Origin of the sequence: Daejeonella sp. (genome assembly GCF_049655485.1) — a bacterium.
Lineage (GTDB): Bacteria > Bacteroidota > Bacteroidia > Sphingobacteriales > Sphingobacteriaceae > Daejeonella.
This window is the reverse complement of the sequence record NZ_JBASJU010000340.1, coordinates 1-23541: the sequence shown is the minus strand read 5'-3', so window position 1 is coordinate 23541 and position 23541 is coordinate 1. Positions and strand designations below refer to the sequence as shown.

At 42.4% G+C, this 23541-nt stretch carries 17 protein-coding genes; 13 read left to right on the top strand and 4 right to left on the bottom strand.

Translation table 11 applies throughout. From position 1 onward, the window contains the following. The 11 genes from WBJ10_RS13850 to WBJ10_RS13800 all read left to right on the top strand — a co-directional run. The coding region (locus WBJ10_RS13850) for a RagB/SusD family nutrient uptake outer membrane protein (protein WP_424291287.1) at nucleotides 1–945 on the top strand (945 nt) is incomplete at its 5' end. Nucleotides 946–1182: 237 nt separating this feature from the next. Then, nucleotides 1183–2634, top strand: coding sequence for a neutral/alkaline non-lysosomal ceramidase N-terminal domain-containing protein (locus tag WBJ10_RS13845; RefSeq protein ID WP_424291285.1), 1452 nt, complete (start codon nucleotides 1183–1185; stop codon nucleotides 2632–2634). A 75-nt stretch (nucleotides 2635–2709) separates the two neighbouring features. Then, on the top strand, nucleotides 2710–4188 hold the full coding sequence (locus WBJ10_RS13840) for a neutral/alkaline non-lysosomal ceramidase N-terminal domain-containing protein (protein ID WP_424291283.1): 1479 nt from the start codon (nucleotides 2710–2712) through the stop codon (nucleotides 4186–4188). 57 nt (nucleotides 4189–4245) lie between these two features. Then, entirely contained in the window at nucleotides 4246–5754 is a 1509-nt protein-coding gene (locus WBJ10_RS13835; protein WP_424291281.1) for a sulfatase family protein, read from the top strand. Between the two features lie 124 nt (nucleotides 5755–5878). After that, entirely contained in the window at nucleotides 5879–7321 is a 1443-nt protein-coding gene (locus tag WBJ10_RS13830; protein WP_424291279.1) for a hypothetical protein, read from the top strand. Between the two features lie 2 nt (nucleotides 7322–7323). Continuing rightward, nucleotides 7324–8799, top strand: coding sequence for a neutral/alkaline non-lysosomal ceramidase N-terminal domain-containing protein (locus tag WBJ10_RS13825; protein WP_424291277.1), 1476 nt, complete (start codon nucleotides 7324–7326; stop codon nucleotides 8797–8799). Nucleotides 8800–8866: 67 nt separating this feature from the next. Then, nucleotides 8867–10360: a neutral/alkaline non-lysosomal ceramidase N-terminal domain-containing protein gene (locus WBJ10_RS13820; RefSeq protein ID WP_424291275.1), complete on the top strand. Its 1494-nt coding sequence runs from the start codon at nucleotides 8867–8869 to the stop codon at nucleotides 10358–10360. Nucleotides 10361–10473: 113 nt separating this feature from the next. After that, nucleotides 10474–13449, top strand: coding sequence for a PVC-type heme-binding CxxCH protein (locus tag WBJ10_RS13815; RefSeq protein ID WP_424291273.1), 2976 nt, complete (start codon nucleotides 10474–10476; stop codon nucleotides 13447–13449). An 81-nt stretch (nucleotides 13450–13530) separates the two neighbouring features. Then, nucleotides 13531–14340 (top strand): 3-keto-disaccharide hydrolase, encoded by an 810-nt coding sequence (locus WBJ10_RS13810; RefSeq protein WP_424291271.1) that lies wholly within the window; start codon nucleotides 13531–13533, stop codon nucleotides 14338–14340. 214 nt (nucleotides 14341–14554) lie between these two features. Next, nucleotides 14555–15313: an SDR family NAD(P)-dependent oxidoreductase gene (locus WBJ10_RS13805; protein WP_424291269.1), complete on the top strand. Its 759-nt coding sequence runs from the start codon at nucleotides 14555–14557 to the stop codon at nucleotides 15311–15313. 24 nt (nucleotides 15314–15337) lie between these two features. Beyond that, entirely contained in the window at nucleotides 15338–16192 is an 855-nt protein-coding gene (locus tag WBJ10_RS13800; RefSeq protein ID WP_424291267.1) for a fumarylacetoacetate hydrolase family protein, read from the top strand. A gap of 158 nt (nucleotides 16193–16350) precedes the next feature. On the opposite strand, the gene recA is transcribed toward WBJ10_RS13800, so the two are convergent. The 4 genes from recA to WBJ10_RS13780 form a co-directional block, all read right to left on the bottom strand. Then, the gene (gene recA, locus WBJ10_RS13795) at nucleotides 16351–17361 is read right to left on the bottom strand and encodes a recombinase RecA (RefSeq protein WP_424291265.1); all 1011 of its coding nucleotides are present in this window, start codon (nucleotides 17359–17361) and stop codon (nucleotides 16351–16353) included. Between the two features lie 87 nt (nucleotides 17362–17448). Further along, nucleotides 17449–18210 carry an endonuclease III gene (gene nth / locus WBJ10_RS13790; RefSeq protein ID WP_424291263.1) on the bottom strand — a complete coding sequence of 254 codons (762 nt, stop codon included), beginning with the start codon at nucleotides 18208–18210 and terminating at the stop codon, nucleotides 17449–17451. A gap of 244 nt (nucleotides 18211–18454) precedes the next feature. Beyond that, nucleotides 18455–18646 (bottom strand): hypothetical protein, encoded by a 192-nt coding sequence (locus WBJ10_RS13785; RefSeq protein WP_424291262.1) that lies wholly within the window; start codon nucleotides 18644–18646, stop codon nucleotides 18455–18457. A 491-nt stretch (nucleotides 18647–19137) separates the two neighbouring features. Beyond that, on the bottom strand, nucleotides 19138–19734 hold the full coding sequence (locus WBJ10_RS13780; RefSeq protein WP_424291260.1) for an RNA polymerase sigma factor: 597 nt from the start codon (nucleotides 19732–19734) through the stop codon (nucleotides 19138–19140). Nucleotides 19735–19973: 239 nt separating this feature from the next. Between WBJ10_RS13780 and uvrA the strand changes: the two genes are divergently transcribed. Continuing rightward, entirely contained in the window at nucleotides 19974–22775 is a 2802-nt protein-coding gene (uvrA, locus tag WBJ10_RS13775; protein WP_424291258.1) for an excinuclease ABC subunit UvrA, read from the top strand. A 72-nt stretch (nucleotides 22776–22847) separates the two neighbouring features. Next, nucleotides 22848–23291 (top strand): RrF2 family transcriptional regulator, encoded by a 444-nt coding sequence (locus WBJ10_RS13770; protein WP_424291256.1) that lies wholly within the window; start codon nucleotides 22848–22850, stop codon nucleotides 23289–23291. Nucleotides 23292–23541 lie beyond the last annotated feature (250 nt).

The following is a 23541-nucleotide window of genomic DNA, read 5'->3' as shown; positions in this document are numbered from 1 at the left end:
GTATATAAGTTAATTGTTAGTGATCTTATTTATGCAGAAACTAATCTTCCTGAGAATGCTGCTTTGCTCGGGAAGCCATCTAAGCGTGTTGCAAAAGCTGTTTTAGCTGATGTATATCTCTATATGGGGTTGTATTCAGATGCAAGTAAAAAAGCAGACGAAGTGATTAAGACACAAAGATATTCGCTTGAAAAAGTTACTGTTGCTGATGACTTTAATAAACTGTTTGGAATCGGTGCATCTTCTCCGGAAGAGGTATTTTATCTTAAATTTAATACCCAGAGTCCTAGTGGTCTAATTTTGTTCACTCAGCAAATTACTACTCCTTGGTTTGGAACATCAGGATACGGTATTTTCACCTGGTTTAAAGAATCAAAATATTTTTCAGAATGGGATGACAGGGATTTACGCAAACGTTTCAACTGGTATGAGGATTCAAAGGCAGCTAATAGGTTTGTTCCTGGTCAAACTGCTTTTCCACAGAAAGGTGTAACCTTAATTTCACCAAAGAAATATAATAACCCTACTGCTACTATTGCGGCTTTTGACTTACCCGTTTACCGCTATGCTGATATTCTGTTAATTTATGCTGAGGCAGAAGCAAGAGTCAATAAAGCGCCGACTGCAAATGCTGTGGAAAAGTTGAATATGGTACATCGTCGGGCATATGGTTATGATCCTTTGGTAGCTTCGCCAGTGGATTTTAAATTTACTGACTATAACGAAACTAGCTTTATTGATTTGATTGTAAAGGAAAGAGGCTATGAGTTTCAGTTTGAAGGAAAAAGATGGTTTGATTTGGTGCGGTCTGGAAGAGTTAATTCTGTTATGAAAACCTACATAGACCGTGATGTTGCTGCGAAACATCTCTTATGGCCAATTCCTGCAATTGAATTCTCTCTTAATGAAGCCCTTAAACCTGCTGATCAAAATCCGGGTTATTAATTTAAATAGCTCGGTTAAATAAGAAGAGCACAATTAAGACAGATTTAATTGAACATCAACCTGCACTACATCATTTCGATTCCATTATATAGGATAGTTCCTTTATCAGTGTCTTGAGAATGAACAAATAGTGCAGGTTGATTTTTAAAAATAGCCTGTATGATTTAACTATGGTATTAGAAGCAATTAATTAATATTCTAAGGCTTTTTATAATAGGATTTCATTTTCAAAGATACATGGTTCAAAATATTTGGTTTAAAAGGCTTTATTACTCTATTATATTCCTTTTCCTTTGTTCTTCAAAGGTTTTTTCTCAAGCCTCTGAAATTCTTGCGGGTGCTTGGTCTATTAATATTACGCCCCCCTTTGCATACCCGCACTACAGGGGTGAAAGTACCGGGGTCCATGATTCATTGTATGCAAAAGCTCTTGTAATTAAACAAGGTGAAATTACCGTGGCAATTGTAATATGTGATCTATTGTGGGTTGAGAGAGGTCTTTCATCATCTGCTAGATTACAGATCTCAGAAAAAACCGGTATACCGTATTCCAATATCATAATTGCGGGCACCCACACACATACTGGCCCCGCCTACCACCCCAATATCCGTGAACTTACCGGTACACTCCGCCCGCCATTTGATGAAGATAAACCGTCAGCAGTAAAGGATCCTTATTCGGATAATTTGGCAATGAAGATTGCAAGTTCAGTTAATCTTGCTCACAAATCACTGGAAAAGGTTCAGATTGAAACCGGTGCAGGACAGGCTAATGGGATTTCATTCAACCGCCGTTTTATCATGAAAGACGGCAGAGCAGTATTTAACCCTGGTGTGGGTAATAAGGATGCTATTCTTCCAGCCGGACCGGTTGATCCAGAGGTAGGCATTTTGATGCTTCGGAAGGTCTCTGACAATTCGCCTATAGCTATTCTGTCGAATTTCGGAGTTCATGCCGACACTTTTGGTGGTTCCACTTTTAGTTCAGACTATCCGGGTACCCTTGCTCAGGCACTCAATTCTGCGATAGGAGGAGGGTACGTCTCTATTTTTGCAACCGGCCCCTGTGGTGATTTAAATCATGTAGATGTACATGGCGATAAAGCGAAGCGTTTATCGACTAAAGATATCGGCGTTCATTTGTCCAACGCGATCATAAAAGAGATTCCGACTTTAAAGAAGGAACGGACTTCCTTTCTTTCGATGCGCTCCCAATTTGTATATGCACCGCTTCAGGAGTATACTTCTGCCGAGCTAACCTGGGCCAATAATGAAAGTGCTAAACCACTGCATAATGAGTCCGCGTTTCTGGAACGCAGAAGGCGCTTGAAAATTCGTTCACTTGAAAGGCTTCGTCGTACAGAGGCCATCGCCCCGACAGTTGAACGCGAGGGCTGGAAGCTGCCTTTGGAAGTACAGGTAATAGGCATTGGAAAGGACCTTGCAATAGTGGGGTTACCGGGTGAAGTATTTGTTGAGCTGGGGCTAGCCATTAAGAAGTCTTCTCCGTTTAGAACAACTCTGATTATTGAATTGACAAATAGCCATATCGCATATGTACCAACTCGCAAAGCATTTAGCCAGGGGAGTTACGAAACTATAAACTCACGACTTGCTCCAGGTGGAGGCGAAATGATGGTAGAAGCTGCAATAAATATGCTGGATGAGATCAAGGGAGAGGTTCATTAGGTTAAACAACGACATTTCTCAAAATAGTTTCGATCAGGGTGGTTTAAATTTAAATAGGTTTTAGCAAAAATGAATATGGAAAGAATAATTAAAATCCTTAATAATGGCAACGCTGCCAAAATTTCGTTATTAATTTTCAGTTTTTTAGTTATACTTCACTTTGATCCAGGCCTGCATGCGCAGACTGCTACTTTCCGTGCTGGAGCGTCGACTGCAAACATAACCCCACCTTTGGGCTCAGGCTTAGTGGGAAATTTCGGAGTGCCGCCTCCTGCCAATTTTGTCCATGACGAATTGCATGCGCGCAGCCTTGTCTTGGATGATGGTACAACAAAACTGGTTTTTGTTGTTGTGGATAACGTTGGTATTATTCGTGAAGTATTTGATGCAGCAAAGCAGTTGATCCTTGCAGAAACCAAAATTCCAACAGCCCATATTCTCATGTCGGCTGATCACACCCATTCGGCAAGCAGTGCCAGTGGAGTGGGTGAAATCAGAGGAGGATGGAGTGCCGGAAGACCTCTGGATGATTACCAGCGTTTTCTTGTTCGCCGTATAGCCGATGGGGTACGAATTGCGGTGAATAATTTGGAGCCCGCACGTATTGGCTGGGGTGCTGGAAACGCACCTCAACATCTTTTTAACCGTCGATGGAAAATGAAATCCCCGGTAGTCAATCCTTTTGGAGGTAAAGATCAGGTACAGATGAATCCAGGAATTAAAAATCCGGACTTGGTGGAACCGGCCGGCGCTACAGATCCTCAGGTTTCTTTCATCTCTGTACAATCTCTGAGAGGTCGTCCAATTGGATTACTTGCCAATTATTCTCTTCATTACGTAGGAGGAGTTCCGGGGGATCATATCTCAGCAGACTATTTTGCGGTTTTTGCAGACCGCATACAGGAATTATTAAAGGCTGATCGTCAGGATCCTCCTTTTGTAGGAATTATGTCTAATGGCACATCGGGAGATGTAAATAATATCAATGTTCGTGGCCCGGCAGAAAAACATGAGCCTTATGTCAAAATGCGTATTGTTGCTAATGATGTAGCCACAGAGGTTTTAAGGGTGTACAAGACTATACAGTATAAAGACTGGGTGCCCTTAAGTGCTGCCCAATCAGAATTAAACCTGAAAGTTCGCCGGCCTACTCCTGAAATGATGGCTTATGCACAAAATGTTCTTACAAAACCTGAAACCGAAATGCCTGTTCATCGTTTGGAGAAAACTTATGCCGAGCGAACTATTCAAATGAACGGATGGCCGCAGAATATTGATGTGCTTTTGCAAACTTTCCGAATCGGAGATCTCGGTGTTGCTGCGATTCCATTCGAGGTTTTTACAGAAATAGGTCTTGATATCAAAGCACGTAGTCCTTTTAAATCTTCCTTTACTATTTCACTGGCAAACGGCAGTTATGGGTACCTTCCTACTCCGGAACAACATCAATTGGGAGGATATGAAACCTGGCTGGGAACTAACAGAGTTGAAACCACCGCCTCCCGTAAAATTGTAAGCGAAATCCTTAACCTTTTCAATCAAGTGCAAAAATGAATTATTTGATCCCAAAGGCGTTCAAAGACTATTTGAAGATGATTTAATTCACTAAAGATGAGATCGATCAGGAAGCTTTTTATTTTTGCAGCATGCTATTGTTTTTTTGCTGATATCCCGGCTCAGGCGGAATCAGTAAAGAATACTGGAAGTATTTCTTCCCGGGTTAAGTTATCCAAATCAAAGCAACCTAATGTAATCATCTTTTTTTGTGACAATCTGGGATACGGGGATATTGAGCCATTTGGTTCTATTGTGAACAGGACACCAAATTTGAACCAGATGGTTAAAGAAGGAAGAAAATTTACAAGTTTTTATGTAACAGCGGGTGTATGTACTCCTTCCCGTGCATCAATTATGACCGGATGCTACGCTCAAAGAGTTGGCATGCACCTGAATCCGCGTGACGGCAATGTAATTCGTCCAATTTCACCTTATGGTCTCAATCCGCGGGAAATTACAGTTGCAGAAGTATTAAAGGATCAGGGGTATAAAACCGGATTAATTGGTAAGTGGCATTTGGGAGACCAAGCTCCGTTTCTACCCCTCGCCCAGGGCTTTGATTATTTTTTTGGTATTCCCTACAGTGATGATATGACGCAGGATGTGGGTCAGAGATTAGGAGATCGCTTTGATGGTAACCGTTGGCCTCCACTGCCTTTAATGGTCAATAATAAAGTAATTGAATCCGGAGTTGATCGGAATCTGCTTACCAAACGGTATACAGAAAAAGCCCTGGAGTTTATCAATCAGAATAAGGAAACCCCCTTTTTTCTTTTTCTCTCACAGGCAATGCCGGGAAGTACAAAGACTCCATTTTCCAGCGCAGCCTTTCGCGGGAAAAGTAAAGGTGGACTATGGGGAGATAGTGTTGAAGAATTGGATTGGTCTATTGGGCAGATTATGAATGAATTGGTACGTTCGGGGATTGACCAAAATACACTAGTATTATTTACTTCTGACAATGGTGCGCCGATGACAGATGATAGTTCAAGTATTGAGATTGGAACAAATAAACCATTGTTTGGCAGAGGATACACCACAGCGGAAGGTGCTTTCCGTGTCCCTGCAATTATGTGGTGGCCAGGAACCATACCCCGAGGAACAGTTTGTACTGAGTTTATGACGACCATGGATATTTTACCAACTGTTGCCGCACTTTCCGGAGGTAAAATCCCAAATGACCGGATTATTGATGGATTTAATAACCGCTCATTAATTATAGGGAAAAGAGGCGCAAAATCACCATATAAAGTATTTTATTACTACAACGCAGATCAGTTACAAGCAGTGAAGTCTGGACCCTGGAAATTATTTTTGCCTTTACAGAACTTTGTTCAGCATCCTCATTTTTTGAAAGGTGAGGGAGAAAAACCTCTGTTATTCAACGTTGAAGAGGATATTTCTTCGGCCTATAATTTGGCTAAAAAGTATCCGGAAATTGTCAGCCGGTTAATGGTTTTAGCAGAAAAGGGTCGTGAAGATTTAGGCGATACCAATCGGCCGGGCGCCAATCAAAGGTTACCCGGAAAGATTGACAATCCTGTCCCCGTAACCATGGAATAATTAGACATAGAACTTAATCTAGATGAAAACATCCTTTTTATGCCAAAACCCACAGTGGGTAGGATTATCAAATCAGGATTGCTTCACCATTATTAATAACAATAAATAATCACATGAGAATTATATGAAAAGTTTTAATAGTCAATCGGGAATTTTTAAAATATTCATTCCAATGTTATTATGCAGTATTTTTCTTATTCCTGTTCAAAATGGATATGCGCAGCCTGCTAAAGTTTTTCGTGCCGGTGCTGCTACCAATAATATCACTCCCAAAATAGGGACATCGATCAATGGAAACATGAAGGATATTACGGTAAAACAAATTCACGATGAAACTCATGTCCGTTGTATCGTATTGGATGATGGCCAGACGCGCCTGGCTATTCTTACTGCAGATGTGTGCATGGTTTATAGAGAGCAACTGGATGAGGCTAAGCAAAGAGCTGAGCAGATAACCGGGATACCAGTTGAGAATATGATGATGTCGGCGACTCATACCCATTCCGGAGGAACTGCCTGTTCACTGTTTCAAAGTGACCCGGACAAAGAGTATCTTAAATTTCTGACTGAGCGTATTGCGGATGCTGTGGTCAGGGCAAATAACAATCTTATACCAGCACGTATAGGTTGGGATACTGGCAGCGAGCCTACTCTCGTGTTCAATCGTCGCTGGAGACAAAGTCCTGTTGAGATCAAAAATCCGTTTGGAGGTGTTGATCTATTAAGTACCCACCCGGTTGAGGATATTACTGATCCGGGGCTTCCCGTAATTTCAATTCAAACACCAGAAGGGCATCCTATAGCATTGCTGGCAAATTACTCATTGCATTACGTTGGTGGAACTGGGCCCGGTGAAATATCAGCAGATTATTTTGGAATGTTTGCGGAGCGCATGAAAAAACTATTACAAGCAGACAGTGTCAAGTATCCTCCATTTGTGGCGATATTGTCGAATGGAACGAGTGGTAATATAAATAATGTAAACAATAAAGGTAACCGGCTTTCCTTGCCACCATATGTCAGGATGCAGCAGGTCGCTAATATAGTAGCAGCTGAAGCATATAAAGTATATCAGAATATAAAGTATCAGGATTGGATTTCGCTAAGTTCTGCCCAGGAGGAGATTGTATTAGGTGTCCGTCTTCCGGATAGGAAAGAAATTGATCGGGCAAAAGAGATCATTTTAAACGCAAAATCTCCCATTATGGATTCAAGAGAGGAGATTTATGCGCGTGAAACCATGCTGTTGAAGGATTTTCCTAAACAAGTGCCCTTGATCCTTCAGGTTTTTCGTTTGGGAGACTTGGCAATCGCAGCAGCGCCCTGCGAAATATTTGTTGAGATTGGATTAGAAATCAAATCAAAAAGCCCTTTCAAAACCACTTTTACCACATCTCTGGCAAATGGGTATAATGGTTATTTACCTACTCCCGAACATCATAAACTCGGGGGATATGAAACATGGCGGGCTCGTTCCAGCTACCTGGAAGTTAATGCTTCTAATAAAGTTACCCCTTTGCTGTTCAAGCTTTTACACAAACTTAAGAATGAAGAAATTTCAAAGTAAACATGGCTAAAGTCTATATGCAAATTAGAAATCTCTTATTGTTATTTGCGTTTATTTTAACTACCAATCCGATGAAAGCGCAGGATAACAATGCTCCGGATTTGATTGTGGGAGCGGCAAAGGTTAAAATGACACCGTCTGTCGGAAGTATTATGGGAGACTCCTATGGTATCAGAATTTCTACAGGTGTACATGATGACCTTCATATCAAAACTCTGGTATTTCAGAAAGCAGGAGTAAAGGTTGCCTTCATAACTCTTGAGGTGATCAGTCTCCCCCATGAACTGGTTATGAAAAGCCGGCAATTGATTCATCAGCAGACAGGTATTACTGCTGATAATATCATAATGAATGCAACACATGCCCATGCAGGCCCCCAGTTAAATCCATTAATGTGGGAAGCGGTCGGCGGAGACGCAAAACAAAAAAGTATCGAATATACAAGGAATCTTCCTGTCCTGGTTCTGGAAAGTGTGCGATTAGCAATTTCTAAACTACAGCCAGCCAAAATTTCTGTTACAAAAGTTCAGGAAAACACTGTCAACTTCAATCGACGTTTTTTAATGAAGGATGGTACATTTAGAACTAATCCCGGCAAATTGAATCCAAATACCGTCCGCCCAGCTGGTCCCATTGATCCTGATTTATCTGTTATATATTTTGAATCACTCGATAAAAAGCCCCTGGCAATTCTGGTAAATTTTGCTTTACACGTTGCCGTGGTTGGTGGAACTCAGTTTTCAGCTGATTTTCCGGGAGTTATGTCTGACTTGATCGGACAAATAAAAGGTGAAGAAGTAGTTACCATTTTCACAAACGGAACCTCTGGCAATATCAATCACTTCGATGTTTCAAATCCCAATCAACTCGGCGGACTTCTCGAAGCAAGAAGAATTGGAACTGTGTTGGCGGGCAGAGTGCTGGCCTCTCTTTCTTCCCTTCGTCCTGTAGTTGTAAACTCCTTGCAGGCTAAAATCCATAGCGTCAAAATTCCTGTATTGAGGTCTGTAGACGCCCAAGAGCTTATATGGGCAAAGGATATTATGGCAAGATACGGACTAGCTAAAGGACCGGCATTCTCAGATGTCGTGACAGCCTGGAAGCTTCTTGATATTGCTAAAATACCAGGAGGGATAGAAGCACGTCACAAATTAACTACAACGGTACCCTTAACCCCGGACGGTTCCTTCCTGGAAAGTGAGGTTTCTGCTATTGCTTTAGGAGATCAAATCGCTTTAGTTGGATTCCCGGGCGATGCATTCGTTGAATTGGGCTTGAGTATCAAATTGAATTCGCCCTATCCATTCACTGTGGTTAGTGAACAGTCAGGTAATGGAACCATTAGTTATATGCCAAATAGAAAGGCTTTTCCTGAAGGTTCATACGAAGTTGAGAGTGCGCGCTATTCATCCGGCGGAGGTGAAACATTAGCGGATGCTGCAGTACGAACTGTGATCGAACTATTTTACAAGAAATAAGGGTGAATATGCATTGAGAATTATAAATAAGCTATCTGATATTATTAATTGTTTTACAAATATTCCTATGAATTTGAGATTGAATACAAACCTGAAAAGTGAGGCATCAAGTCTCCAATTTAGTTATGTTGCAGTGGTATTAATTATTCTACTGGCAGTAGTTACTAGCGCAGATGCAATTGGCCAGGGTACGTCAGGCCAAGTGTTTAAAGCGGGCGCGGCCACCAGCGTGATAACCCCTAATATTGGTACTACGATGAATGGTAATATGAAAGCCATCGTGATTAAGCAAGTTCATGATGAAACTTATGCGCGTGCCCTGGTATTAGACGATGGAAAAACCAAGCTTGCGATTGTAGTTACGGATCTTTGTATGGTATCAAAAGAGGTTTGCGATGAAGCCAAACAAGGTGCACAGCGAATTACTGGTATTCCTGCAGAAAATATGATGATTTCGGCTACCCATACGCATTCTTCAGGAACAGCCTGCGGCGTGTTTGGAAGTGAGCCGGACGAAGAGTATCTCAAATTTTTAACTGTGCGGATAAGAGATGCTGTGATCAGGGCTAATAACAATCTGGCACCTGCCCGCATCGGATGGGGTGTTGGCAGCGAGTCGACACAGGTCCATAATCGGCGTTGGAAGTTGAAACCAGGTGTGACAAGCATGAATCCTTTTGGTCAGAGTGAAACTGTTAAAATGAATCCCGGCAGAAATCATGATATTACTGAACCTGCCGGTCCAATCGATCCCGGGCTCCCTATAATTTCGGTACAAACTCCAGAAGGTCGCCCTGTTGCTCTTTTTGCCAATTACTCCCTCCACTATGTTGGTGGAACCGGCTCCGGGGAGTTGTCTGCAGATTATTATGGATATTTTGCTGAGCGGATGAAAACTTTGCTCGACGCTGAAAATAAGGAACCTGCATTCGTTGCCATGATGTCAAACGGAACAAGCGGCGACATTAATAATGTTGTAGTTCGGGGTCCAAGAGGTCCTGAATATGGCGAATATGGCAAGATGCAGCAGGTAGCCAATGTAGTTGCAGCCGAAGCCTACAAGGTCTATCAAAATATTCAATATCAGAATTGGATATCTCTAAGTAGCGTACAAAGGGAATTAAACCTTGGAGTACGTTTACCTGAGAAATCGGACATTGACCGTGCGAAAGGAATTCTCGCCAAGTTAAATGGATCAGAACGGAATACTCAGGAAGAGGCATATGCACATGAAACGATGATGCTAAGCAAATATCCTAAAACCGTTCCGGTCATTTTGCAGGCTTTCCGTCTCGGAGATCTGGCAATAACCGCAGCGCCCTGCGAAGTTTTTGTAGAAATCGGTTTGAAAATGAAAGAAAAAAGCCCTTTCATGCCAACCTTCATGGTCTCTCTTGCTAATGGCTACAATGGTTATTTACCTACTCCTGAGCATCATAAATTAGGAGGTTATGAAACTTGGCGAGCGCGATCGAGTTACCTGGAAGTAAATGCTTCAACAAAGATCACTCAAAATATTTTTGAGATGCTGGCGAAACTTAAATCGGAACAGGCAAAATAAAGAGTCTCAACTTATTAAGAATACGATTGAAATAAAATTTAAGTCTTGTTATTCCTGTGAATAAGACCCTAAGTGAGAGAATGGAATTGTTAAACAAAACTAAAGCGTTTTTTATGAAAAAATATCCAAATAAGCAATTTTGGATTTCCGGATTGCTATTAATTTTATGTACAATCACTATTCTGGCCTGGCAAAATGAACCTAACTCTGCACGCATAAAGAAAGCTCTGGACAGCTTTAAGGTAGAGCCAGGAATGCGTATTGAACTTATGGTTGCTGAGCCATTAGTAATTGACCCGGTAGCAATTGCTTTCGATGAGGATCGTCATATGTATGTGGTGGAGGACCGCGGGTATCCGGATCCAGCTGAAGGAGGCTTGCCTACTAAACTTGGACGGATTGCATTGTTGAAAGATACTAATGGAGACGGAAAATACGATAAGCGAACTGAATTTGCCACCGGATTAACCTATCCAAACGGAATAATTCCATGGAAGGGAGGAGTGTTCATTACCTGCTCGCCAGATATTTTTTATTTGAAAGACACAGATGGTGACGGGATAGCAGATGTTAAAAAGGTAGCGTTGACCGGTTTTTTTGCTACCCAAACTGCCCAAATTCGCATGGCTTACCCCATCCTTGGCCTGGACGGCTGGGTTTATGTCACCGCTGGTTTAAATGGCGGAAATGTCACTTCTCCTGAGCATCCTAAGCGCCCTGCGGTTTCCTATACACAAGCTGACGGACGCTTTAATCCTGAAACCCTCGAATTCCAGGTTACGGGTGGTAAAAGCCAGTTTGGTTTGACTTTTGATTCTTATGGTCGTCGCTTTGGTTCGTCAAACCGCCATCCTGTTATGAATATGGTAATAGAGCCATGGCACCTTAAACGAAATTCTAACCTTCTTTTCAATGCGTCTGTTCAGAATGTGTCAAAGGTTGAAGCGGAAGCCATTGTTTATCCTATAAGCCGTTCAGTAACTAGTGCAGACTTTATTCCGAAATTGATTGGCCGTTCGCATGCTGGAACTTTTACCGCTGCCAGCGGACTTTTAGTATATAACGGTACCGCTCTAAGTCCGGCCCACCAGGGCAATGTTTTTATTTGTGAGTCGGCACAGAATTTAGTCCAACGTCAGGTAATGAAGCCTGACGGTGTATCTTTCAAAACTGAATTGCCTTATACAGAACGCGAATTCGTCTCATCAACAGATGAGTGGTTCCGTCCGGTGTCCCTTCAGCATGGCCCGGAAGGTGCTCTTTATATTGTCGATATGCATCGTAAGGTTATAGATCATCCAGCATATGTACCTGAAGAAGCACGCGGAGGTTTAGACTGGGAGGGTGGGAAGTCCGACGGCCGGATCTACCGTGTTGTACGGGAAGGTTTTAAAGATAGCGAGGCGAATAAGCGTCCCAAATTGAGCTCAGGATCATCCGTAGTGCAATTGGTTACAGCATTGTCTTCTGCCGAAGAATGGGATCGTGCTACTGCACATCGTTTGTTGCTGGAACGGAAAGATAAGGCTTCAGTTACACTGCTAAGAAAAACCGCAACTGAGTCGGTACGTCCGGAAGGAAGAACACGTGCTCTTTGGTTATTAAATTCACTAGGTACGCTTGATATCGCAACCGAAAAGAACGCATTAGCAGATAAAGTATCCGGAGTTCGCGAGCAGGCTGTACTTTTAGCAGAAGGTTTAAGTACTCAACACCCAGAATTAGTTCAGGCATTAATTTCAGCGGCTGGCGACGAAGCCATCCGTGTACGTTTTAACAGCGCACTGGTATTAGGATCATTAGATGGACCGGGAGTAGAGGATGCACTGGCAAAGGTTGCTGCAAAAGATGGCGCCGATCAATGGGTTCGGGCAGCCGTTCTTAGTGGTATCGAGAAACGTATGCCAGCATTTCTTACTTCCCTTCGAAAACAAGCTAATCCTAATCCGACGGCGTTTGCTTCAGTAATGCAGGATTTGGGCCGACTTTACGGAACGGGGGGATCGGTTGCGGACAGCCGTATTCTATTCCAGGATGTGCTTTCTTCATCTGGAAATCCTGAATGGAGAATTGCTACAATCCTTGGATTGGCTGATGGGGTTTCAGGTCGGGTTACAGAGTTTGGAACTTCTCCTAAAGGGCTTTTGTATGCTATACAAGGTGAAAATGTATCCAGTACCGATCGTGCTGCTTTAGATAACTTTATTGGCCGATTATCCAGTATTTCCGGTAATCCGGCAGAAAGTACACGACTGCGAGTTCTTGCAGCGTCCTTACTGGGATATACTAATTATGATCAGGCACAGGCAGCATTGCAAAAAATGCTCGTCCCTACCAGTCCCCCAGAATTACTTAGAGTAGTTGTGGCTTCATTAACCAGGTTAAATGATGCCAGGGGTGCCGTTTTACTGACTGAAAAGCAGGCTTGGTCCAGTTATACGCCTACGCTCAAGGCAGCGGTAATTGGTTCTTTGGTATCTAAACCTGTATTTGCGAATGAATTATTCACTGCAATAGAAAAGGGTACGATTAAGGGCGCAGAAATTTCCTCCGGTGATCGGGTACGTTTGATGAGAGATAAAGATCCAAAAATTAGTGAACGGGCAAATATTCTTTTTAAAGAGTTAGAGGGAGGAGATCGAATGAAGGTTTACCATGAATATCGAAAGATATTAAATGATAACCCTGATGCGGCAGCCGGCAAGGCTGTGTACCAAATGGCATGTTCTGCCTGTCATACTTATCTGGGTCAGGGGGGGAAAGTCGGACCTGATTTAAGTGGTGTAAAGAGTCAGCCTGCAGAGGCCTTATTGCTGCATATTGTGGTTCCGAACTATGAAGTCCTTCCAGCATACCAAACTGTTCTGATAACAACTAAGGACAACCGTTCTTTCTCGGGGCGGATAATGAATGAAACTGAAAATAGTATGACTATTCGGACAGCCTTCGGCACTGATGAGTCTATTCTTCGCAGGAATATTGCTACTCTTACTAATTCGGGTCTTTCATTGATGCCTGATGGGCTTGAACAAAGCATGTCCAAACAGGATATGGTCAATTTAATAGCATATCTAAAAGCCGGAAAGTAGTTTAATATCAGGCCAGACGTACATTCAGATGGCTTGAAGTCTTATATCTATATAAATCGAACCAACTATTGAATTAAAAAAATGAAAAAGCTAAATTGTATCATTCTAGTGCTCCTGGCTATATTTATCTATGCAGGGTGTAGTTCAACAAAATCAGCGCAAACATCAGGAGCTGCTGGTAAGACGACTCAACTATTTAATGGGGAAAACTTTGACGGTTGGTATAAATGGGTTGAAAAACGAGGAAAGAATATCGATCCAAAAAATGTATTTACCATTGACAAGGGCTTGATCCGAATAAGCGGAGAAGAATGGGGTTGTATTACTACTAATGAAGAGTATAGCAATTACAAGCTGCTAGTAGAATTCAAATGGGGCGACGCGACCTACGCACCAAGACTTGACAGAGCAAGGGACAATGGAATTCTTGTTCACTCAATTGGAGAAGACGGAGCTAAAGATGGGATATGGATGTATTCCATTGAAGCCCAAATTATCGAGGGTGGTACGGGCGATATCCTTGTTGTGGGAGATGGCAGCCCAACTTTTTCTGCAACCAGCCCGCTTCAACCTAAAAAACCAGGTGTCTCTGGCAATTTCTTCATGCCCGGAGGTGAACCTATTACTATCACCGGAGGACGGATCAACTGGTGGGGACGTGACCCGGCCTGGAAAGATGTCAAGGATTTCCGTGGTGCTAAAGACGTGGAAAAGCCGGTAGGTCAATGGAATAAATTTGAAATCATTGCCGCAGGGGATAAACTTGATTACTACCTGAACGGAGTACTGGTTAACCAGGCGTACAATGTGAAACCCTCCAAAGGCCGGATACAGATTCAGTCCGAAAGCGCAGAAATGTTTGTTAGAAAAGTGGAAATTACCCCACTCTGAGGTTACTTAAAGAACATTCATCTTTTATGAAGCACTATTAATTATTTCCGAAGGCGACTATAAAATGATAATGTGCTTTATGATTGCAAGGTCGTTTATGCTTCATCTTCATTTAGATAGAAGATACATTGCGGCTCGGTTCAAAATCCATTAAATGATCTTGACAATGACCCCGCGGATTAAAGTAATGCTGGCGTATTCAAACCAAGAATAGATGTATAATTTAAAAGGAAAAACAGCTGTAGTTACCGGTGGTGGAAGTGGTATAGGCAAAGCCATTTCAATTGTATTGGCGAATCATGGCGCCTCAGTACATATTGTGGAACTGAATTCGATCCCTGACTTGAGTCAGGAATTGGTCAAAAATAGCGGTGTGATAACCAGCCACTTATGTGATGTATCAGATCAGGAAAAGATTTATAACCTATTTCAGCATATAGGGAAAATTGATATCCTCGTAAATAACGCTGGCATTGCTCATATTGGAAAAGCCGATGATACAACTGAAGCAGATTTTGACCGTGTCTACAGGGTGAATGTCAAAGGCGCATATAACTGCCTTTACTCAGTAATACCTCTTATGAAAAAAAATAGCGGCGGCGTAATACTCAACATGGCTTCGATCGCTGCTACAGTAGGATTGCCCGACCGGTTTGCTTATTCGACGAGCAAAGGTGCTATTTTTGCTATAACACTGTCGGTTGCTAGGGATTATTTGGGAGACAAAATCCGATGTAACTGCATATCTCCCGCGCGCGTCCATACGCCTTTTGTCGATGGATTTATAGCCAAAAATTATCCAGGCAAGGAGGTTGAGATGTTCGATAAATTATCAAAAAGTCAACCAATAGGCCGTATGGCCCAGCCACAGGAAATTGCCTTTATGGCATTATATCTTTGCTCCGATGAGGCAAGTTTCCTTACAGGTTGTGACTATCTCGTTGACGGAGGTTTCACCAAACTAAACACGTAATTTTTAATCCATAGTAAAGTAATAATGAAGTTAATAAGATGGGGTAAATCCGGCAACGAGAGAACTGGTGTAATTATCGACGATGTCAGATATGATACATCAGAATTTGGAGAGGATTATAACGAACAATTTTTCGGCACCGACGGTCTGAAGCGGTTGAGTTCTTTTTTAAAGAAGAATCAAGCAAATCTTCGAACGGTGCCCTTAAACGAGCGGCTGGCAGCCCCCTTTGCTAGGCCTTCTAAAATACTATGTATTGGGTTGAATTACGCTAAACATGCATTAGAATCCAATATGCCTATCCCGTCTGAACCTATTATCTTTATGAAATCGACCACCTCCTTATGTGGCCCGAACGACAGTATCACCATTCCCAAAAATTCGATCAAGACGGACTGGGAAGTGGAACTTGCGTTCGTTATTAGCAAAAGGGCTTCGTATGTTTCAGAATCTGAAGGAATGGATTATGTAGCAGGTTATTGTCTCCATAACGATGTTTCAGAGCGGGAGTTTCAGCTCGAGAGAGGAGGGACGTGGGATAAGGGGAAGGGTTGTGATACTTTCGCGCCTATGGGCCCTTTCCTAGCAACCCCCGATGAGATTGCTGATCCTCATAAGCTGCGGCTTTGGCTTAAATTGAACGGAGCACTAGTACAAGATAGCAATACCGATGATCTGATCTTTAATATACCCTTTCTAGTCTCCTATTTAAGTCAATTTATGACGCTTCTTCCGGGAGATGTTATTTCAACAGGGACTCCTGCAGGAGTTGGGCTTGGATTCACCCCGCCTTTGTTTTTAAAACCGGGGGATATAGTTGAATTGGGTATTCAGGGCTTAGGTGAAAGCAAGCAGTTAGTCAAAGCGTATGAAGCATAGGGGCATTTTTGCCACTAACACGAAGTCATCTCAAACAGTGACTTTATATAAGTTGCGACTAATTGGCGTTCAAAGTGGTTCGATTACCTATAAAAAAGCCCCCAATCAAATTGGAGGCTTCTAATACTATAGTTAAACTTGCCTAACGCAAGCACATTTTACAATTTTTCTTCAAGGTGATCCGCCGTAACCGTCGCTTTTATCTTCCCTTCCAACTCATCCATCAAATCCGGATTATCAAGAAGTAAGGCTTTTACAGCATCACGTCCCTGTCCCAATTTAGTATCGCCATAGCTGAACCATGAACCTGCTTTCTTGATGATATCGAAGTCGACACCTAAGTCGATGATCTCACCAGCTTTAGATATCCCTTGTCCGAACATCACATCAAATTCTGCGATTCTGAAAGGAGGGGCAAGCTTGTTTTTGACAACTTTCACTTTCACACGGTTACCTGATACTTCATCCGTATCCTTAATTTGTGAAATACGACGGATATCTAAACGTACCGATGCATAGAATTTCAATGCGTTACCACCGGTAGTTGTCTCCGGGCTTCCGAACATCACCCCGATCTTATCACGAAGCTGATTAATGAAAATACAGCAGCATCCTGTTTTGGAAATGGTACCGGTTAACTTACGCAGGGCCTGCGACATTAAACGGGCGTGTAAACCCATTTTAGAATCTCCCATCTCGCCTTCGATTTCCGCTTTGGGAACGAGGGCTGCGACAGAGTCAATTACAATGATATCAATAGCTCCTGAACGGATCAGGTTATCTGCAATCTCAAGAGCCTGCTCACCATTGTCGGGTTGAGATATCAATAAGTTCTCGATATCCACACCAAGCTTAGCCGCATAAAATTTATCGAAAGCATGTTCAGCATCAATAAATGCGGCGATACCTCCTTTTTTCTGTGCTTCGGCAATAGCGTGAATTGCCAACGTTGTTTTACCGGAAGACTCAGGTCCGTAGATTTCAATAACCCTTCCTTTCGGTAAACCACCAATGCCTAAAGCAATGTCCAGGCTTATTGAGCCGGTCGAAATAGACTCAATAGGTTCTACCGCATTATCGCCAAGTTTCATCACGGTACCCTTTCCGTAAGATTTCTCAAGTTTATCCAGAGTAAGCTGTAAAGCTTTAAGTTTATCTGCGTTGCTCATTCTAATAGTTTAATAGGTCAAAAGTAGTATTAAATAATTAAATACTAATATTATTAACAAATATAATTAAATACTAATATAATTAGTTTAATTATTGACATCAATTTCGATCGCTTTAAGCCGGCCAGCAATCTTTTTAGCAGCAATTTTCTTTTTCCCTTCAGCCTTTTTCCGCCGGATATCACTTTCCGCTTTTAGCAAAGCCTTGACCGTTTGTGTTTGCTCATAATATTTACAAAACCAGGTAAGCGGGCAGACATGGCACTTCGGGTTTCTCGCGACACAAATATACCTTCCATGAAGAATGAGCCAGTGGTGTGCTACATATATTCTATCCTGCGGTAAGAATTTTACTAGTTGTTTTTCGACAGCTAAAGGTGTAGTGGCATTTCGGGTTAGTCCTATCCGGTTAGCTACCCGGAATACATGGGTGTCTACAGCCATGGCAGGCGCATTAAAGACAACCGATGCAATTACATTGGCCGTCTTTCTTCCCACGCCGGGCATAGTTTGTAAGTCCTTAATATCTGAAGGAACAATGCCACCAAATTCGCTTATTAGTTTTTTCGCCATCCCGACAAGGTGTTTAGATTTATTATTGGGATAACTGACGCTTCTAATGTATTTAAAAACTTCTTCAGGTGTTGCATCCGCCAGGCTCGGGGCGTCGGGAAAACGTTCAAAAAGTGCGGGGGTAATCTGGTTGATGCGCTTGTCGGTACATTGCGCCGACAAGATTACCGCTACAAGTAATTCAAACGGATTGGTATAGTTTAATTCGGTTTCCGCATCGGGCTGATGGGATGAAAAATATTCGACAAATGCTTTGTAGCGGTCTTTTCTTTGCACGTAGCAAACTTAAAAAATTTTTAAACGCAAAGGTCGCAAAGTACACGCAAAGGAAAACGAAAATGACACTTATAAGTCAGAATTTTAAAGAAAAAGCTTTGCGCCCTTTGCGCTAACCTTAGCGCCCTTTGCGTTAAATTAGGCGCCAGGGTTAGCGTTTGCTCACCCGATAGCCCTAGCCCTATATTACACTTGCGTTTAAAAACCAAAAAGCCAGCTCCCGAGCTGGCCTGTTGGGGAACTCTTACAACGTTTTTGAATGATTCAAAATACGTGCAATGACATCTTTTCCCGGAGTTCTGACTAGTGTATTCAGATTTTTTTTTATCGAATCGTAGAAAGATTGTTCCTCTTTACCGAGTTCCTCGGTTACGGTAGTATGTTGTGTCATGTCGTTTTGTAAAGAATTTTTTGTAGAAGTAGAAGTTTCTATCATAAGCACGGTTAGATTTTAATTTAAAACGTACTTAATTTACGAATGTTACTTGGAAAGTAAAATAAATTGAAGATTTTTTGTAGAGAGCCCTCCTTGGGGTCGCAGGAGGTTCCTGGCTGCGATTAATGAGGTACTTCGATGCACTAAATTGAGGGCCCCCGTCGCTACGCTCACATGAGGTCCCTCCCTGCGGTCGGGATGACAACAGGTTTATCGTTGGGGGGAGAGATTTCTCCTCGCTTTTAAATTTTTGGTTTATGATAAAAAAAGGTTTAGCTCGTCGAAATAACCTGCTATTAAAATAGAGATATATTTCGACGAGCGAGTACATAATATAATGGTAGAAACGACGTAATGCTAGGAGAAATCTCCATCTTTTTAAAAAAATCGACCCGTCATCCCGACCGCAGGGAGGGACCCAAAACCCATAATCATCGTCCCCACCAAAAGATGGGACCTCAAAACCCGTCATCCCTACCGTAGGGAGGGACCTACGTATTCTTCAAACTCAACTCCTTCGAAATCATCATCTTCCGCAGGTTGTTAAGCGCATAACGCATCCGCCCCAGCGCAGTATTGATACTTACCCCGGTTATCTCAGAAATTTCCTTAAAACTAAGCTCCCCGTAGTGGCGCATGATTAAGACTTCTTTCTGCTCAGATGGTAATAGGTGGATCAGTTCACGTAAATCGCGGTGCGTTTGCTCGCGGATCATCTTATCTTCGGTACTTTCGTCATAAAACTTAAGTACTTCAAAAATATCGAAGCCCTCTACGGTAGTAACTACCGGAGTTCTCTTTTCTCTGCGGAAATGATCAATAACGAGGTTATGGGCGATACGTATTACCCAAGGCAGAAATTTACCTTCTTCGTTGTATTTTCCAGCTTTCAAGGTATTAATAACTTTGATGAAAGTGTCCTGAAAAATATCTTCTGCGAGATAAGAATCCTTAACTAATAAATAAATGGATGTATATATTTTGGATTTATGACGGCGGATTAATTCCTCAAGGCAGGATTCCTGTCCTTGTAAATACTGATGCACCAGATCCTGATCGTTCTTCGATTGAAGTTTTATAGCACTCATACTCTAAATTCCCCTTTTTATAAATTTTCAAAAGTTAATGAAGTAGAGTTTATCCGATAGTTGTTCTCCTATTTTAATTTAAGTGCTCAGGCTTATTACCCCCAAATGAAACAATTATTTTGCCAATATCAAAGAATAATTATTCAATCTTCTGTATTAAGCTCATATACACGTATTTTTGCACACCCAAATGCGCTTATAAATGTATATACGTAATTGGGAAGCATATAGGTTACTGAATGAGCAAAGAAGCGGAAAAAGACCCAAAAAAATATATCATTATAAAAGGGGCAAGGGTTCACAATTTAAAGAACATTGATGTTGCGATCCCTAAAAATAAGCTGGTTGTGATAACCGGTATGTCGGGATCTGGGAAATCATCATTGGCCTTCGACACCTTGTATGCAGAAGGACAGAGGAGATATGTTGAAAGTCTTTCATCCTATGCCCGGCAGTTTATGGGCCGTATGAACAAGCCTGACGTGGATTATATCAAAGGTATTGCCCCCGCCATCGCCATTGAACAAAAGGTTATAACCAGCAATCCCAGGTCGACCGTGGGTACTTCCACCGAAATATATGATTACCTCAAGCTTTTATTTTCAAGAATAGGAAGAACTATTTCGCCTGTTTCTGGCAAAGAAGTTAAGAAGGATACGGTTACTGATGTAGTGAATTTTATCTCTGATTTAACACCTGAGACGTCTGTAACAATTTCGTGCCCGCTCCATACTCATAACAATCGTTCGCTCAAAGAAGAGCTTGCTGTTCTCTTGCAAAAAGGGTTCAACCGTGTGGTGATAGATGGGCAGCTCCTGAAAATCGAGGACCTTCTGGAAGATCAGTCTACCGGTAATAAGAAATCAGGCAACGATGTTGAGGTTAAAATTGTCATAGATCGTATTTCTGTTGCCCTGGATGATGAAACATTAAGCAGGATTGCAGACTCAGCCCAAACAGCATTCTTTGAAGGGCGTGGCGACTGCCTTGTGGAAGAAAATGGAAGTATTCACGTCTTCTGCGATCGTTTTGAACTTGACGGGCTGCGCTTCGAGGAGCCTACTCCTAATTTCTTCAGTTTCAATAACCCTTATGGCGCTTGTAGGCGTTGCGAAGGCTATGGAAAAGTAATCGGTATCGATGAAGATCTGGTTGTACCAGATAAAAGCAAATCAGTTTATGATGGTGCTATAGCTCCCTGGAGGGGCGAAAAAATGGGGGAGTGGTTGAATAAGCTCATCAAAAGTGCCTTGAAATTCGACTTCCCTATACACCGGGCTTATAATCAGCTGACTGACGAACAAAGAAAACTACTTTGGACCGGAAACAGCTTTTTCAGTGGATTGGATGATTTTTTCAAGGAGATAGAATCCCAAACATATAAGATACAATACCGGGTAATGCTATCCCGCTATCGCGGCAAGACTACCTGTCCCGAATGTAAAGGCAGCCGCTTACGCGAGGATGCTTCCTACGTAAAAATTGATGAGAAGTCGATAACCGACATTGTGCTGATGCCTTTGGATAAAGCCTCTGAATTTTTCGAAACCCTGGAGCTGGATCCCTCCAGACAGAAGATCGCAAAGCGCCTTTTAATGGAGATTGCAAACCGGGTTAAATTTCTGAATGACGTTGGCCTTGGCTATCTTACTCTTAACCGCCTTTCGAACACACTTTCTGGTGGTGAATCGCAGCGGATAAACCTGGCTACTTCTTTGGGAAGCTCCCTTGTGGGCTCGGTGTATGTGCTTGATGAACCTAGTATTGGACTGCACCCGCGCGACACTCATCGTTTAATCGGCGTACTTAGATCTTTGCGGGATGTGGGGAATACTGTTCTTGTTGTGGAGCACGAAGAAGAAATCATGCAAGCGGCCGACCATATTATCGACATAGGCCCTGAAGCCGGGACCCATGGAGGGAACCTGGTTTTTACCGGGACTTTCGATGAGATATTAAAAGATAAGAATAGTCTGACAGGGAAGTACCTGAGCGGCAGGAATTCGATAGAGATCCCTGCCCAAAGAAGGAAATGGCATGATTTCATTGAAATCAAAGGTGCTCGCGAGAACAATCTTAAGAATGTCGACGTTAAATTTCCTCTGAATGTTCTTAGTGTAGTTTCCGGAGTTTCTGGTTCCGGTAAAACTTCTCTTGTGAAACGGATTCTTCAGCCGGCGCTTCAAAAAGCTATCGGAAATTATTCGGGTGAGCAAACGGGCTCATATGATTCCATTGGTGGTGATTTTGCCAAGGTGGAGCAGGTGGAAATTGTGGATCAGAACCCGATCGGGCGCTCATCCAGATCGAATCCTGTTACTTATGTGAAAGCATGGGATGAAATCAGGAACCTGTATGCTACGCAAGGTTCTGCTAAAGCCTCAGGCTTAAAACCCTCGGCTTTCTCCTTTAACGTTGAGGGCGGACGATGCGATGTTTGTCAGGGGGAAGGTGAAGTGAAAATCGAAATGCAATTCATGGCTGATATTTTCCTGCCTTGCGAAGCTTGTGACGGGAAACGTTTTAAGCAACACGTGCTGGATATCACCTATAAAGAGAAGAATGTTTTCGAGGTGCTGGATATGACCATCGACGAGGCCCTTGAATTCTTCGAAAGCGAACCTAAGATCATCACCAAGATAAAGCCTTTGGTGGACGTCGGCCTGGGATATGTGCATCTCGGCCAGTCGTCGAATACACTTTCCGGCGGCGAGGCGCAACGGATAAAGCTTGCTTCTTTCCTCGTTAAGGGAAACAACAGCAGCAAAACGCTCTTTATTTTCGATGAGCCCACTACGGGCCTTCATTTTCATGATATCAAGAAATTACTGAAATCTTTCGACGCTTTAATTGAGCAGGGGAACACCATTATTGTTATTGAACACAATATGGATGTAATCAAGTGCGCGGATTGGGTGATCGACATTGGCCCTGAAGGGGGAGATAAAGGGGGGAATGTGGTGTTTGAAGGTACGCCGGAGGATTTGATAAAGGAGAAGGGGTCGTATACGGGGAGTTTTTTGAAGGAGAGATTTAGGTAGGGACCTCCGATCCCCGTCACTATTACGAAGATTTTCCATAAATTGCCCCCAAGTTAAATTGACGTAACTCCTATGCTTTCAAAAAAGACCCGCTATGCAATGAAGGCCCTCGTCGTGCTCGGCAAGCACTTCGGTAAAGCTCCTTTGCAGATCTCGAGGATAGCGTCTGAAGAAAATATTCCTAAGAAATTCCTGGAACAGATACTCCTTGATCTTAGAAATGCCGGCCTGCTTTTTAGCAAAAAAGGCGCAGGTGGAGGGTATGGACTGGTGAAAGACCCCTCTGAAATTTTCCTTGTGCAAGTCTTGAGAATCACGGGAGGCCCGGTGGCACTTTTGCCTTGTGTCAGCCTTAATTTTTATCAAAAATGCGACGAGTGTATCAATGAAAGCACCTGCGGGGTACGCGACGCTTTTGTCGATGTACGTAATGCAACCCTCAAAGTTTTAAGCGAAACAAGCATCGCGGATATCATTGCAAGAGAGGAAAAATTGCTAAGTCATTTAGGGAATTAAAAAATTTTATCAAATAGTCTACTAAATCTATATACTTTATATTATATTTGTCGAATGGAAATCGGGAACCTCTATAAATTCACTTATGTAACAACAGATTGTTGTTACATGAATCGGTTAATTGGATAATTGGAGAAGATTAGATATAGAATAAAATAATATACATAACCTCTTCAACCACGGTAGAAGAGGTTTTTTTTGTACAAAAGCAGCATGGAGAGTTTCAGAACAGAGTTAGAAAATCCGATCG